The sequence below is a fragment of the Collinsella stercoris DSM 13279 genome (assembly GCF_020735465.1).
Classification (GTDB): Bacteria; Actinomycetota; Coriobacteriia; order Coriobacteriales; family Coriobacteriaceae; genus Collinsella; species Collinsella stercoris.
Genome location: NZ_CP085935.1, coordinates 2,040,738 through 2,054,978 on the forward strand (window position 1 = coordinate 2,040,738; position 14,241 = coordinate 2,054,978).

A 14,241-nucleotide genomic window follows, 5' to 3' on the forward strand; every position below is an offset into this window, starting at 1 on the left:
TTTCCGCATCCCGCTACACGATTTGCAACCACGACCGATAAGGAGAACACGTGGCTGACGATATGAACAACGACGAGCGCGACCAGACCGGCGCCTCCGAGGGGATGCCCGAGGACCTCAAGCGCCTGCTCGCCCGCGCGGAGGAGCAGGAGGAGGGGGCGTACAACCCCGACTCCGACTCCGACGAGGAAGACGATGGCGACGAGGAGCTCGAGGAGAGCTTTGGCGCCAACACCCGCGGCGAGGACGCCGGTACGGACATCAACGGCGGCTCTCTGCAGATCAGCGAGTTCGGCAAGGAGATGAAGCAGTCCTTCATCGAGTACTCCATGTCGGTCATCACCGCCCGCGCCCTGCCCGACGTGCGCGACGGCCTCAAGCCGGTGCACCGCCGCATCCTCTACGCGATGAACGAGAGCGGCATCTTCCCCAACCGCCCGCACAAGAAGTCCGCGTGGACGGTCGGCGAAGTTATCGGCAAGTACCACCCGCACGGCGACTCCGCGGTGTACGACACCATGGTCCGTCTGGCCCAGTGGTTCTCCATGCGCACCCCGCTCATCGACGGCCACGGCAACTTCGGCAACATCGACGGCGACGGCGCGGCGGCCATGCGTTACACCGAGTCCCGCCTGGCCAAGCCCGCCATGGAGCTTCTGCGCGACCTGCAAAAGGACACCGTCGACTGGCAGCCCAACTACGACGAGTCCCTCGCCGAGCCCACCGCGCTGCCCGCCCGCTTCCCCAACCTGCTGGTGAACGGCAGTCAGGGCATCGCCGTCGGTATGGCCACCAACATCGCGCCGCACAACATGAACGAGGCCATCGAGGCCACCTGCTACCTCATCGACCATCCGGATGCGACGGTCGACGAGCTCATGCAGATCATGCCCGGTCCCGACTTCCCCACCGGCGCGCTCATCATGGGCACCGAGGGCATCCGCCAGTCCTACGAGACAGGCCGCGGCTCCATCACCGTGCGCGCCAAGGCGCACGTCGAGTCCACCAAGACGGGCCGCAGCCGTCTGGTGTTTACCGAGATCCCCTATATGGTGAACAAGGGCACGCTGCAGGAGAAGATCGCGAGCCTCGTGAACGAGAAGCGCATCGAGGGCATCTCCGACATGCGCGACGAGTCTACGCAGAAGGGCCTGCGCCTCGTCATCGAGCTCAAGAAGGGCGTGATCCCGCAGGTCGTCCTCAACAACCTGTACAAGTACACCTCCCTGCAGACGACGTTCGGCGCGAACAACCTCGCCCTGGTGAACGGCGTGCCCAAGTGCCTGTCCCTGCGCGAGATGCTGCAGCACTACATCGACCACCAGGTCGACGTCGTCACCCGCCGCACCCGCTTCGACCTCAAGAAGGCTCAGGCCCGCGCGCATATTCTCGAGGGCTATCTCATCGCGCTCGACCACATCGACGAGGTCATCTCGATCATCCGCTCCTCCCAGACGGACGCGGAGGCAAGCTCGCGCCTTATCGAGCGCTTTGGCTTTAGCCCCGAGCAGACCACGGCCATTCTCGAGATGAAGCTCCGCCGTCTGACCGGCCTCGAGCGCGACAAGATCGAGGAGGAGCTGGACGGCCTGCGCCGCGCCATCGCCTACTACGAGGACCTGCTCGCGCACGAGGAGAAGATCCTCGGCGTGATCAAGGAGGAGATGCGCGAGATCGCCCGCAAGTTCGGCGATAAGCGCCGCACCCAGATCACCCATGTCGAGAAGGACCTCGATGTCGAGGACCTCATCGCCGACGAGGATATGGTCGTGACCATCACCCACACCGGGTACGTCAAGCGCATTCCCGTCGCCGCCTACCGCGCGCAGAAGCGCGGCGGCAAGGGCGTCTCGGGCGTGAACCTCAAAGAGGACGATGTCATCGACGAGATGTTCATCGCCAGCACCCACGAGTACGTGTTGTTCTTCTCGAGCAAGGGCAAGGTGTACCGCTTGAAGGTGCACGAGCTACCCGAGGGCACGCGCCAGGCCCGCGGCACGGCGATCGTGAACTTGCTGCCTTTCGAGGACGGCGAGAAGATCGCCTCCGTCATCTCCTGTCGTGCGTTCCCCGAGGACGAATACCTCATGTTCGCCACGGCGAGCGGCATGGTCAAGAAGACCGCCATGGCAGCGTACGACCGTTCGCGCCGCGACGGCCTCATCGCCATCAACATCAAGGCGGGGGATCGCTTGCTGGGCGTCCGCCGCGTCAAGCCGGGTGACAAGATCATCATGGCGACGACCGCCGGCAAGGCCATCATGTTCTGTGAGGACCAGGTGCGTGCCACCGGCCGCGATACGAGCGGCGTGCGCGGCATCACCATGAAGGGCGGTACCGAGGTCCTGGGCATGGAGATTACCAACGGCAGTGGAGAGCTGTTCGTGGTGACCGAGCACGGCTACGGAAAGCGCACCCCGGTCGCCGAGTATCCGGAGCAGAACCGCGGCGGTCAGGGCGTCTACACGATTCAGATGACCGAGCGCAAGGGCGCGCTGGCGGCCATGAAGGTCGTTGGGCCGCAGCACGAGCTGTTCATCATCACCGAGAACGCGACGGTCATTCGCGTCAAGACGGCCGAGATTTCCCAGACCGGTCGCGCCACGCAGGGCGTGAAGATGATGAGCGTGGATGAAGGCGACCGCGTGTGCGCCGTCGCGCGCATGACGGCCGGTAAGGATAAGCCCGAGGATTCCGTCGAGGACGAGGGCGAAGAGCCGCTTGACCCGTCCGCAGCTGGCGACGAGCTGGCCGGTGCCCCCGCCATCGACGAGGAGGACGCCGCCGGTGAAGCGGCGGCCGCGCACGCCGGCGCCGATGATGCTGCGCTCGAAGACCCGATCGGAGAGTAAGCGCCGTTTGGCACGTTAATGGTTCATCGGAAAGGCCCCTTTCGAGGGGCCTTTCCGATGAAGGCGCGCTTTGCAGCCGCGTAGTTTTACAAATGCGCGGTTAAATTTCGGATTCCTGAGTACAGGTACAATCACCGCATTCCTGACCTGCGCGTTTGTTGACTTGGATAGCTCCTATAGATGGCAATCCCAACAATTATCCGCGCATTTGCGAATTGCTGCGATACAGGGGGCGTGGGCGCCAGCGCCCACGCCCTCGAATCCCCCCCCGTAGCGCGGTTCGCGAGCCAAGCGGGAGGGCGCGGAGCGCGCCCCTGCCAGCCGCCTCGACGGCACGGGCGCTACAACTGCAGCCATACTGATGGGTACAAGGGTCCTATGATTGATTTACTTGGAGGAGAGTCATGGGGATGACGCTTGAGGAGAAGGCAAATGTGCTTGCTGGCGCCTCGCATTGGCGCACCAACGGCCTCTCCACATGCGGCGTTGAGAACCTGGTGCTGTCTGACGGGCCCCATGGCCTTCGCAAACAGGAGGGCGTGGAAGATCACTTGGGTATTGCCGAGAGTGTGCCCGCGACGTGTTTTCCCACCGCGTCCGCCCTTGCCTGCTCATTTGATCGTGACCTGGTCGAGGAGGTGGGTGTGGCTCTCGGCGAGGAGGCGGCTGAACAGGGTGTCGACGTGATTCTTGGCCCCGGAGTGAACATCAAGCGCCATCCGCTATGCGGCCGCAACTTCGAGTATTTCAGCGAGGACCCTCTTTTGTCGGGCGAGTTGGGTGCCGCCATGGTACGCGGCATTCAAAGCTGCGGGGTCGGGGCCTGCCTTAAACACTTTGCCGGTAACAGTCAGGAATACGCTCGCATGGTGAGCGACTCGGTTATCGATGAGCGCGCCCTTCGTGAGCTGTATCTTGCGCCGTTCGAGCGTGTGGTGCGTGCGGCTCATCCCTCTGCGATCATGACGGCATATAACCGCCTGAATGGGGAGTATTGCTCGCAGCATGAATGGCTTTTGCAACGTGTGTTGCGAAGGGAGTGGGGATACGATGGCGCCGTGATCAGCGATTGGGGCGCCATGAGCTCGAGCGTGGCGTCCGTGCGGGCGGGACTTGATCTGTGCATGCCCGGCCCCCGCCCGGATCATGCACGGGCTGTGTGTGAGGCGGTGCGAGAAGGTGAGCTTGATGAGCTTGTGGTCGACGAACGCCTCTCCGCGCTCGCACGCCTTAGCGAGCGCCTTCGGGAATCGCCGCGCTCTGCGCCCGTTCTCGATAAAGAGGCGTTTTATCGGGCGCACGCGGATCTCGCCCGCCGCGCCGCGGCGCAAAGCGCCGTCCTCCTCAAAAACAATGCGGTGCTGCCCCTTGAGGCCTCCCAAACCGTGGCGGTAATTGGCGCGTTTGCACGGATGCCGCGGTATCAGGGGTCAGGATCATCGCGCATAAACCCCAAGTTTCTCGACAATCTGTGGTATCGCCTGGAGCAGCGCGGATACGCCGCAACATATGCGGAGGGATACGAGCCTGTGATGGGGGAGGTCACGCCCCAGCAGTTGCGCGAGGCGGAAGAGGCCGCCGCTCGTGCGGACGTCGCCGTGGTGGTGGCGGGTCTGCCCGCACGGTATGAGTCGGAGGGCTTCGACCGTAAACTCATGGTTATGCCCAGGGGGCACGTTGAGTTGATTGAGCGCGTGTGCGCCGCGAACTCTCGAACAATTGTGGTATTGCAGGGCGGAGCCCCCATGGAGATGCCTTGGCGCGATTTGCCCGCCGCCATCGTGCTTATGTACCTCTCCGGTTGTCAGGGCGGCGGAGCGGCGGTCGACATCTTGTCGGGCGATGTGAATCCCAGCGGCAAGCTGGGCGAAACCTGGCCGGAGCGGTTGGAAGACACGGCGCTTGGGCAGGGATTTCCAGACGTCAATCGCGAGGTGTGCTATCGCGAAAGCTTGTTCGTGGGGTATCGATATTACGATGCGGTGGGCGTCGAGCCCGCATATCCATTTGGCTTTGGGCTGTCATACACGAGTTTTGCATATCGTGACCTTCGCATCGCCGGGGGTGTCGTGAGCTTTGTGCTGGAAAACACGGGGCGCCGGGAAGGTGCGGAAGTCGTACAGGTGTATGTCTCACCGGCAAAGGGCATCGTGCCCCCGCCAACCCCTCGGCAGGACCTTGCGGCTTTTGAAAAGGTGCTCTTGGCGCCCGGGGAAAAGCGCTGCGTTGAGATGGCGCTTCCCGTCGAGGCGTTTCGTTCGTGGGATGCGCGTGCCCATTCGTGGTGCGAACGGCCGGGAGCATACGAGGTTCGAGTTGCGTCTTCGAGTCGGGATGTGCGTTTGTCGACGTATATCGATGTGGGTTTTGAAGAAGGGGCGGTGCGACTGTCGCTTTGTGATGCACCGACGGCCTGCGCGATCCCTGCATCCTCGGCGGACGTGTCTTCCCGAGACCTGTACGAGAGCCCATATCCAGGGTGCTTTGTTTCTGACGAGGCGGCGCGTGCATTTGAGAGCCTCTATGGTGATGGAATGCCCGCGCCCCCGCCCGTGACCCCGCTGACTATTGATTCGACCGTTGAGGACATGGGGGCGGTCTGGCTTGGTCGACGGATGTTTCGCATCATCGACCGCGTGATGGCGGGGCCAACCGGCAAGATGGATCACGTGCAGCGGACCATGATGCGCGAGATGGCGGCGAACATGCCGCTGCGTTCACTTACCACGAGCGGTGTTCCCCTTGCCGCTGTCGAGGGGTTCGTCCACATGCTCAATGGTCACTATCTGAGCGGGCTCGCGCAGGTTGTCCGCGCGCTCGTTCGCGCGTGGGCGCATGGTTGACCGCCCAGCTCGAACGGCCCGCCCGAACTGCTTTCTGCCCCACCTTCCCGTGCTCGGGCATGAGGTGCCCCTCCGCTGCGCTGGCGTTCCAAAAGTGGTTGGACATATGGTCAATCAGCCCACTCTCTATCAGTTAAGTCCCGAGCGCCTTTCCGTTTCCCGGTGAGAACCGATTAGAAATCGTCGGGAGACAGGTTCTGGACGAATTGGTCGAAGCGCTCGAGCTCCTCTTGGGAGGAGTCGTTTTTGCTAGCGCCCGCGCCCGAAACACTGCCGGCCCGATTCATGACGTCGTCTTCGACATAAATGGGGGCGTTGGACCGTGTTGCCAAGGCGATCGCATCGCTCGGACGGGCGTCCAGCCTGATCTCGTGGACCTGATCGCCCTTGCAATTGCCATCCTCCGCCTCGCGGGCAGTCGTGCCGCGCTCGAGAACGACGTCGGCGTAGAATACCGGAGCGTCGAAGCGATTGATTTCCACGCGCGCGACCTTGCCGCCGAGCTCCCTTACGGCGCTCATGAGCAGGTCATGCGCGATGGGTCGTTCCGTCGCCCTTTCCGCGTGTACGCCATGGCCGATGGCCGCCGCCTCGTATGCTCCGGTGGGGATGGAAAGCGCCCGCAAGGGGACGTCCGCCGTGGCTTTCGACGCGCGCTCCCTCAAAACGATGGCTGATGGCATGGGCCCTGATGCCATGACGATGCTTTCTATGTCAACGCGGATCATGGTTCACTCCGTTACGCGTTCTACGTTCGGTATGTCCGGCGGCGTTGAAGTATCCGGCGGATCTGTGTTCGAAAATCCCGATGTGCACATCGCACGTGGATTGGCGCCGCGGTGTCGTCTCCGTACCTCGATGGCACCGCGCGTCCAGCCATTGTACTCGTTTGCATGGTTGGGCTCTCGCGTGAAGTGTGTAGATGTGGCGCGCGGACGGGCCCCGTTCGGCCATGTGTCGCCCTCGTGACCATCCTGCATAGATTTCTTGCATGCAAAAAGTCCGTAAGAGAATGGGGAAATCTGAAAGGGGGCCAAAGTGCTAGGTGATGTAGATGACCGACAGCAAACGCCGAAGTTTCGCGATGGCTATCCATTCGCGGGAGAGACGATGACGGGGAGCCCTTGCATCAAGCGAAGCGAATCCGCTCAAAAAGCGTCTATATACCACGGCGATCCCCGTGGTCAAACCTTGGAAAACACGGTGTCACAGGGAGGGTCCGTGTCAAGCGTCCCGGCAGCTCAGGTGCGACGCGCGGTGCCGGTCGGCACCGAGGGCGCACGCACGGCGCGCGTGCCACAAGACCGTGCGCGAATGACGCCTGACGCGGCGGGCTGGGACTCATGTAACGTCCGCGGGATACACCCTCAAGCTCCTGTGCGGTCTCTGGAGAACGAACATCTCCGTTATGGGGCTTCGACTCTCCGTTGGGTAACGCGCTTGCTCTTCCTGGGCATGCTCGTGTTCGGCTTTATGACCATATATTTCCTTACCGAGCAATCCGCCGTGGATACCTCTGCCCTTTCTTCAAGCGTTGGGGGTCTTGTCGAGAAAGGCGCCTGGCTCGTGGAGACCGGTCAGTCGCCTTCATTTGTGGACGATCCCGTCAAGTGGGCAGGCGAGCGCGTGCTGTTGCTTTCGTACAAGTTCTCCAATCATGGTCTATCCGTCCGGCAGCAGGCTCATGTGGTTGAGTTTGCCCTCCTTGGTGGGGTGGTTGCCCTCAACGTGTTGGCGTGGGGGTCCGGCTGGGCGCACCGCCGGGGTCAGTCTGGTCGCATTCGCGTGTGGCGCACGTGGCTCATGTATGCGCTGTCCATGCTCGTATGTGCTGCGGCGTCGTTCGCGGACCAATATCACAAGCTCTACGTGCCCGGCAGACATTTCGACAAGCTGGATCTTTTCTTGGACGCATCTGGATATATAGCAGCGGTGACCTGTGTGTTTATAGCCTGGAGTATCGGATCGGCCATCTATCGACTCATCTTTCGAAAGTAATTCGAAAAAAGTTGTTGACGCGGAATCGACCGCTGGGCTATAGTAATCCCCGCGTTGGACCTGTAGCTCAGTTGGTCAGAGCGTCCGGCTGATAACCGGGAGGTCACAAGTTCGAACCTTGTCAGGTCCACCACCTCTTTCGCAATAAACACCCCAGCGAGAGCCGAGTCGCCGCTGGGGTGTTTATTGCTAACGTGGGGGTTTAGCTCAGCTGGGAGAGCGCGGGCTTTGCAAGCCTGAGGTCAGGGGTTCGATCCCCCTAACCTCCACCATAAGAGAATTAGTCGAACACCTTTGGTAGCAAGGGTGTTCGGCTTTTTTCTTTGTCGGGTTAAAGTCATCCGGCAGATCATCGAACATGAAGTAAACGGATATGTCCTTGCCGTCGATGTCCACGAATCGAACCCACTCGTTGAGGATTTCCAAGGGCGTCGTGTCATTTGCAAGGCTGTCGAGCCACAGCAACACATCATCGACGCTCACCTCGCACGATTCCGATTTCTCAATGGCGCACAGCCGGGCTTCAAGCTCTGATTTCTGGCGGTTCAGCTCTTCAATGCGCTCCTTGCCGCCGGGAGGCGCGATACCGTCCTCTATCGCATGCCAGATGCGCTCAAACGTCGTGTCGATGCGCCGTATCTCCTTCTTGATGAAGTAGCTCTCAGGCTTTTCGTCGCTCCCCTGCTCCGCTTCGTACCCTGCGAGCGTCTCGGCGATGCGGGTGCGCACGTCGTTGCGCTTCACGGCCTCGTAGGTCATATCAGCGACGGCGCCCTCTATGAGGTCGCGCCGGACGGTTCTGCGGCACTCGCGGCATTTGTAGTAGTGATAGGCGGAACCGTTCTTCGATGTCCCGCTTGTCCCGAACATCGGCGCGCCGCAGGTCGAGCAGTAGAGCTTTCCGGTAAGCGGAAACTCACGCGCGCTGTCGATCTTGCGGCGCGGCCTGTGACGGTCATCGAGAATGCTGTTTATCATGTACTGCTCACGCTGCGGCCACAGAGCGGGCATGCCGCCTTCCACCTCGTTTCCGGCGTACTTGTAAACGCCCGCGTTCTGGACGCGCCTGAGCAGCTTCGAGACGGTGTCATTGGTGAACTTCGCGCCGCGCTTGCTGCGCTCGGCGCTCACGGCCCGCACGATGTCTGCCACAGAGCTTCCGCTAAACAGCATGTTCTTCATACGGCGCATGACCGCCGCCTCGCGCTCGTTCACCACATAGCGGCCCTCAACGATGTCCCACCCGTAGAGGGTGCGACCGTTCGCCATGCAGCGCTGAGCGTTCTTCTGGATGCCGTCGCGGATGCGCTCGCTGTCTATGGCGCTTTCCCATTCCGCGAGGACTTCGAGCATGCCCAATTGCAGCACGCCGCTCGAACCGCTCGCGATCTCTTCCCCGGCGTAAAGTATTTCAACGCCAGACTTGCGCAGCATGATTCGGGCAAGCGCCATTTCATCACGGTTGCGCATAATGCGCGTCACCTTGTAAATCACCACATAATCAAATAGACCTAACTTCGCATCGCGCATCATGCGTTGGAACTCGGCGCGATCGACGTTGCGCCCGGTCTGCGCGTAGTCGCAGTATTCGCGCACGACCTGCAAGCCCTCCTGCTCGCAGTACCGGCGCGAGTTCTCGACTTGTATCTCGATGCTTTCCGAACGCTGGTTGTGCGAGCTGAAGCGCGCATATATGGCGGCTCGGTTTCTCACCATGCTAAAATCACCTCATGGGACGGGCGTGGACAAGCGCACTGTTCTTCACCTTTGCCCCGTGCGCGACCGCCAAGAAGCAGCACGGGGCTTTTTCTATTGCTTAAGCTGGACACTCTCGGCAATCGACTTCAAAGAATCGGCCATCTCCTTCCTGACCGTGTGCTTGTAGACGGCATATGCGTATGAATCGTAATCGAGAATGCAGCTCATGCTCATCTTCCTGCGCGTGCGGAACAGCGACCTTCTTTCGAATGAGACCTGAACGGTCATCTGCGTTGTCCTCAAGGCATCTTTCGCCCAATCGTTTTCAAATACGATCGTCCTGCGCTCTGCTCCGGGGACGAGCATGGGTATGCCATTCTGGACGAACGTCTGTTTAACGTTGTCTTGGTACTCCTTTTGAATGACTCCGACGTTGAACCCATCGATTCTCACGTCGTAGGCTACGCCGATGCCAAAGTTCTTGGTAACAAGCTCTGTGATCCCATCGTCCTTATTTGCCTCAAAGTACACCATCACGTCAGGCCATTTTGCCGACCAACTCACATACAGCGCGACGCCAACGGTCAAAAATCCTATGACCGCGGTTACGACGGTCGCGACAATTTGAACTACATCCCCACAGTTCATTTAGATCACCTTCAGCTTCTTGGTGGCAGATACACTACGTTTGGCCATTTCTTTAGACATATCCGCTGAATCGCGGGCCGTCTGCATGAGTGATTTCTTTCTCTCGAACGTGCTTTCGCGGTAGCACCCAACAATTTCACGCTCTTCCGATGTGAGATGCTCTCCGCTGTCTTCATGCGGACGTTCGTCATCCCAGCAAAGAATTTCGTTTGGCGAACATCCAAGTACAACAGCGCAATTCCAAATCTGCTCAGCACTAGGAACAGATTCTCCACGTTCCCATGATCCAACGGTACGCAGAGATACACCTATGCGCTCCGCGAATTCGGTTTGCGAAATGCGCATTTTCTTTCTCATTTGCTGAATCGCAAGCTTCACTTTACACCCCTCTCATGGCAGGTTTCTGCCATGCATTCTAGTCTAGAAATATCTAATAGGCAACAAAGTGCCAACTTATCTCTTGCAATTGGCAGAATCTCGCCTATACTGCAATTCGTGTTAGGCAGAAACTTTCCTATTTTGGAGGTGATGACGCATGGGTTTCAGTAAGGAGATTTTCGCTGCAAATTTGCGCGCTGCCCGCGCCGCGCTGCGAATGTCCCAAAAAGAGCTTGCGGATGCAGTTGGTGTGTCGAAAAACGCAATTGTCGAATACGAGAGCGACACCGGATACACGCCAGGAGCCGACAAGATCATTGCGCTTTCAAACGCACTGAAAAAAAGCCCCAATGAACTTATGGGATGGAAGGAGGTTTAACCATGAGGTACATCGACCCACTCAGATTCATCTCTTTCATGATGGTCATTCTGGGCTTGCTGATGATTGCGGTCGCAACCATCAGCGCCGCCGACCTTCTTGGGATGATCTGACGATTGCAGGCAGCATCGCCATTCATCAATTGGTCTTAGGAGGTTAAAAACCGTGAAAGAAACCGTTGGTTTTGGGGGTGGTTTTACGGATGCCCGAAACAACACGGCTGCGCGCCGCGCAGTTCCGTTGGTGCAGGTACGCGCTCGGCAAGGTTCGTATCTGGGACATGAAAAGAAAGATGCCCGCCCGAAGCGGCAACTTCGAACGGGCGCGTCAGATTGCAGGCAGCAATTGACAGAGGACATTTTAACGCAGATGCCGCGCTGGAAGCGTTGGGGCATCTATGCGATTGCGGTTGGATCTGTCACGGGAATCATCCCGCTCGCAGCAGCAGAGCTTGTCGCGGACGCGTTCACCGGAGTTCTCATAGCGCTCGAATCCCTTATAGGGTCGGACACGATGGCGGCGCTCGGCATCGGGTTGTGCATCGCCGCCATCATCGCATGCATGGCATACCTGTTCAGGCTGGTGGAGCGATGAGCAATCCGTATCCAATCGTATGCCTCCATCGCGACCCAGATGGTTATTGGGTCGCTCGCATCGAGCAGAGCACGCGGACGCCTGAAACGAGCTGCATAGGGTCCGTCTTCAAGCGCGTGCGCCTGAACATCCCGCCGACAGCCACCAGAGCCGAGGCAGAGCACGTGCTAGGGCACTACATTCGGGCATGCAGGGAGCGCGGCAATGGACGTTGATGATTTCACGCAATCACTCGAATCCGTCATGCGCGTTGAAAGCAAGCCTAGGTCGTTGCCGCTCAGGATTCAGGATCATCGCGAGCTGTTCGATGAATGGTGCGCACTCAACCCGCAAGCACTCAGGGAAATCGAGCTGACGGCACTCGCCATCGCGGTGCACGGAAAGCGCGTATCAACCAAATACCTCATAGAGAAACAGAGGTACGAGGGGCGCTCGAAGCTCAACCCGGTCACTTTCTACGACCTGAGCGGCCATGAGCACACCTATGGGATCAACAACACCATTACGCCGATGCTCGCGCGTTACCTGCTCAACCGGCACCCGGACATGGACATCGTAATCAGGCATTCAATCTTCGATGAAAAGGAGAAAACCCATGAAGCGTAAAGAGATCATCGACCTGATTGATGAGGTCGGGGCAAAGACCTTCGTCACCTGCGGGAGCATGAAGCTTCTCAACAAGAAATCCGGCGCTGAGGTCGAAGTCGATATGCCCGCCGTCTTCTCTGTCGTGCGCGGAACCCTCGCCTGGGTCTGCACTCTTCTCGATGGCAGGGCTGACGCTGAGAAGAACACCGCAAAGCACCTGCAAGACCTGCTTGAATACATCGGCTCTTCAATCGCGCTCGACATCTCCGACGATGACGAGGACTAGCGGGCAAGGACAGCTGTCGCTTGATTTCGGCGAACCGCCGATGCCGACACCCGGCGCGTGCGAGTTCGAACAGAAGACGTTCAACACCAAATCGTGCTGCCTGTTCAGGGGTCGGGAGATCTGGACCAACTGCCGCGAATGGGAGCACTGCATTTGGGACGGATGGCACCAGCACGGGCAACCATGCGCCGAATGCGACGAGGAAGATTGTTAGGAGGTGTGACATGGCGAGCAGGGAGGAATTGGCCGCAGCTCGCGAGCCAATGGCCTTCTTTAGGCACGATTCCAACGCATCGCACGATGACAAGTGCCAGAGGTTGATTCTTCGCCGTGGATACGACGGATACGGGCGATGGTGGATTCTCTGCGAATACCTCGCATCGTCCACTGGGCACCATGTGTCTTTCCAGACGGACGAGGACGCGAAGATTCTCGCGCGGGTACTCGGGTTCGGAACCGGCGGCGCTTTCGATGACCTCATGGCCATGGAGGACTGCAAAGCATTCGTGTCCGACCTAATCGATCTGAAGCTCTTGGAATGCGATGAAAACGGCTACTTGCAGAGCGTTCGAATGCAGAAAAACGCGCTCTATTTCGGTCAGCAGCGCGCGAACGGTCGCAAGGGCGGCAGACCTCGAAAGAACAAGGCTTCTGAAGATTCCGCAGCTAGGGAGGTGTAAAAGCATGTTTATAAAACCAAGTACAAAACCGTTGGTTTTTGGTTCGGTTAACCCGTCCGCAAAAGGTGGCAAAAGCCTAAAACAAAACAAAACAAAACAAGAAGGAGTGGGTTTGGTTCTTAAAACCAAACCAAACCCACTCACTTGCTTGTCAGTCAACCTAACAAGCAAGGTTCTTTTTCTTGCTTCTTCTTTTTGCGAGCACTTCCGAAACGCTCGAATCGGCGACTTTGACCCGTTGTTTTCAACATGTTTTCCACAGAGTTTTCCACACGCGGTGTTTGGAGGTGAATAGCGATGCCTTACGGGACGTATCACGGCAAGTACGAGGTTCGACGATGCCCAATCTGCGGCAAGGAGCGACCGATTGACTGGTTCGTTCGCAACCATCAGGAGCACGAAGCTTGCTGGCTTTGCCGAGAAACCGGAGAGGACGGCGGCAAGCCAAGAAAGGAGAAGCGCAATGACCTCATCGGATGAAATCGAGCGTGAGCTTGTGAGTTCGACGCGAGCCAGCATCGCGTCAATCAGGAGTCGGCTAGCGGACGCTTTAGAGCTGTTGTCCAAGCCGGATGTCGATTGGGATGCCGCTTTCGATCTCAGCCTAGACATCTGCGACCTTGCAAGCGGATTGAACGTCAAGTGCTGCGTTGGCATCAAAAAGTTTGGAAAGGCTAAATGACATGATCGAGGTTAAACAGGCAAAGACGCTTCAGGAGCTTGCGAGCGGCAACGTGGTCGAGCATCCGGACCACTACGCCGGTGACGGCGAGATCGAGTGCATGGACGCGATGCGCTCGATGATGAGCGGAGACAGCTACGCACTGCCCGCGATTGCCGCGCACTGGTGGGCGGAGGCGTTCAAGTACATCTGGCGGTGGCGGCGCAAGGGCGGCGTTCAGGATTTGCGCAAGTGCCGCCAGTGCATCGACTACCTCATTGCGGAGATCGAGGGCGGGCAGTGAGACGCCATCGAATCGCCATTGCGATCGTCACGGCAATCCTGACCGCCACAGCGGCCATCTGCACCTACTGGTGGGTTTACAGGCAGCTGTGCGCCGCTCTCCTTCTTCTCGTGTTTCTCGCGCTGGCTTCCATGTCGGCATGAAAGGATTCTCAAATGGACAACGATGTTAAACAAGGCGTTATCAGCTGCTCGCTCATCTGCGCGGCATCCATCTTTGTGATCGCGGCGTGCATCTCGGTCGGCATTTTCTTCGGTGTGGGGTTTGGTTTCGCGCTCTTCATGCTCCTGTTCACCATCAGGCTTGTCTCTGCGTTCAAGAAAGCCCAGTGA

General features: G+C 59.1%; 14 protein-coding genes, 2 tRNA genes and 1 pseudogene. 13 read left to right on the plus strand and 4 right to left on the minus strand.

Translation table 11 applies throughout. The features are described 5' to 3' along the window. Positions 1–62: 62 nt before the first annotated feature. Both gyrA and LK434_RS08555 read left to right on the plus strand, forming a co-directional pair. Positions 63–2,852, plus strand: coding sequence for a DNA gyrase subunit A (gene gyrA, locus LK434_RS08550; protein ID WP_006721826.1), 2,790 nt, complete (start codon positions 63–65; stop codon positions 2,850–2,852). A gap of 404 nt (positions 2,853–3,256) precedes the next feature. Then, positions 3,257–5,695, plus strand: a complete 2,439-nt coding sequence (locus tag LK434_RS08555; RefSeq protein WP_006721825.1) for a beta-glucosidase — start codon at positions 3,257–3,259, stop codon at positions 5,693–5,695. Positions 5,696–5,868: 173 nt separating this feature from the next. On the opposite strand, the gene LK434_RS08560 is transcribed toward LK434_RS08555, so the two are convergent. Further along, on the minus strand, positions 5,869–6,423 hold the full coding sequence (locus LK434_RS08560) for a bifunctional nuclease family protein (RefSeq protein ID WP_006721823.1): 555 nt from the start codon (positions 6,421–6,423) through the stop codon (positions 5,869–5,871). Positions 6,424–7,135: 712 nt separating this feature from the next. Between LK434_RS08560 and LK434_RS08565 the strand changes: the two genes are divergently transcribed. From LK434_RS08565 to LK434_RS08575, 3 genes are all read left to right on the plus strand, one after another. After that, a complete protein-coding gene (locus LK434_RS08565) occupies positions 7,136–7,693 on the plus strand; it encodes a VanZ family protein (RefSeq protein WP_006721820.1) in 558 nt (185 codons plus the stop codon). Positions 7,694–7,749: 56 nt separating this feature from the next. After that, positions 7,750–7,826: transfer RNA gene (locus tag LK434_RS08570), tRNA-Ile, on the plus strand. Positions 7,827–7,889: 63 nt separating this feature from the next. Then, positions 7,890–7,965: transfer RNA gene (locus LK434_RS08575), tRNA-Ala, on the plus strand. Between the two features lie 508 nt (positions 7,966–8,473). On the opposite strand, the pseudogene LK434_RS10615 reads toward LK434_RS08575, so the two are convergent. The 3 genes and pseudogenes from LK434_RS10615 to LK434_RS08590 form a co-directional block, all read right to left on the minus strand. Further along, positions 8,474–9,409: pseudogene (locus tag LK434_RS10615) on the minus strand (recombinase family protein); the annotation flags it as partial. Positions 9,410–9,502: 93 nt separating this feature from the next. Continuing rightward, on the minus strand, positions 9,503–10,039 hold the full coding sequence (locus LK434_RS08585) for a hypothetical protein (protein ID WP_006721818.1): 537 nt from the start codon (positions 10,037–10,039) through the stop codon (positions 9,503–9,505). After that, on the minus strand, positions 10,040–10,417 hold the full coding sequence (locus LK434_RS08590; RefSeq protein ID WP_006721817.1) for a helix-turn-helix domain-containing protein: 378 nt from the start codon (positions 10,415–10,417) through the stop codon (positions 10,040–10,042). 157 nt (positions 10,418–10,574) lie between these two features. Here LK434_RS08590 and LK434_RS08595 point away from each other — a divergent pair, with 157 nt between their 5' ends. The 8 genes from LK434_RS08595 (at position 10,575) to LK434_RS08630 (ending at position 14,241) form a co-directional block, all read left to right on the plus strand. Further along, positions 10,575–10,796, plus strand: a complete 222-nt coding sequence (locus tag LK434_RS08595; RefSeq protein WP_006721816.1) for a helix-turn-helix domain-containing protein — start codon at positions 10,575–10,577, stop codon at positions 10,794–10,796. A 165-nt stretch (positions 10,797–10,961) separates the two neighbouring features. After that, entirely contained in the window at positions 10,962–11,390 is a 429-nt protein-coding gene (locus tag LK434_RS08600; RefSeq protein ID WP_148334650.1) for a hypothetical protein, read from the plus strand. A gap of 204 nt (positions 11,391–11,594) precedes the next feature. After that, positions 11,595–11,996, plus strand: a complete 402-nt coding sequence (locus tag LK434_RS08605) for a hypothetical protein (RefSeq protein WP_006721812.1) — start codon at positions 11,595–11,597, stop codon at positions 11,994–11,996. Further along, complete coding sequence (locus tag LK434_RS08610; protein WP_006721811.1) at positions 11,986–12,264, plus strand: hypothetical protein; 279 nt, start codon at positions 11,986–11,988, stop codon at positions 12,262–12,264. The genes LK434_RS08605 and LK434_RS08610 overlap by 11 nt, the downstream gene beginning before the upstream one ends. A gap of 224 nt (positions 12,265–12,488) precedes the next feature. Next, a complete protein-coding gene (locus LK434_RS08615; RefSeq protein ID WP_006721810.1) occupies positions 12,489–12,944 on the plus strand; it encodes a Lin1244/Lin1753 domain-containing protein in 456 nt (151 codons plus the stop codon). Between the two features lie 463 nt (positions 12,945–13,407). Next, positions 13,408–13,626: a hypothetical protein gene (locus LK434_RS08620; protein WP_040361720.1), complete on the plus strand. Its 219-nt coding sequence runs from the start codon at positions 13,408–13,410 to the stop codon at positions 13,624–13,626. 1 nt (position 13,627) lies between these two features. Further along, entirely contained in the window at positions 13,628–13,909 is a 282-nt protein-coding gene (locus tag LK434_RS08625; protein ID WP_006721807.1) for a DUF3310 domain-containing protein, read from the plus strand. 155 nt (positions 13,910–14,064) lie between these two features. Beyond that, on the plus strand, positions 14,065–14,241 hold the full coding sequence (locus LK434_RS08630; RefSeq protein ID WP_006721805.1) for a hypothetical protein: 177 nt from the start codon (positions 14,065–14,067) through the stop codon (positions 14,239–14,241).

Coding starts and splice junctions, on each gene's coding strand:
- LK434_RS08610 (WP_006721811.1), top strand. CDS start 11,986: ATGAAGCGTAAAGAGATCATCGACCTGATTGATGAGGTCGGGGCAAAG.
- LK434_RS08625 (WP_006721807.1), top strand. CDS start 13,628: ATGATCGAGGTTAAACAGGCAAAGACGCTTCAGGAGCTTGCGAGCGGC.
- LK434_RS08560 (WP_006721823.1), bottom strand. CDS start 6,423: ATGATCCGCGTTGACATAGAAAGCATCGTCATGGCATCAGGGCCCATG.
- LK434_RS08585 (WP_006721818.1), bottom strand. CDS start 10,039: ATGAACTGTGGGGATGTAGTTCAAATTGTCGCGACCGTCGTAACCGCG.
- LK434_RS08605 (WP_006721812.1), top strand. CDS start 11,595: ATGGACGTTGATGATTTCACGCAATCACTCGAATCCGTCATGCGCGTT.
- LK434_RS08630 (WP_006721805.1), top strand. CDS start 14,065: ATGGACAACGATGTTAAACAAGGCGTTATCAGCTGCTCGCTCATCTGC.
- LK434_RS08555 (WP_006721825.1), top strand. CDS start 3,257: ATGGGGATGACGCTTGAGGAGAAGGCAAATGTGCTTGCTGGCGCCTCG.
- LK434_RS08595 (WP_006721816.1), top strand. CDS start 10,575: ATGGGTTTCAGTAAGGAGATTTTCGCTGCAAATTTGCGCGCTGCCCGC.
- LK434_RS08615 (WP_006721810.1), top strand. CDS start 12,489: ATGGCGAGCAGGGAGGAATTGGCCGCAGCTCGCGAGCCAATGGCCTTC.
- gyrA (WP_006721826.1), top strand. CDS start 63: ATGAACAACGACGAGCGCGACCAGACCGGCGCCTCCGAGGGGATGCCC.
- LK434_RS08620 (WP_040361720.1), top strand. CDS start 13,408: ATGACCTCATCGGATGAAATCGAGCGTGAGCTTGTGAGTTCGACGCGA.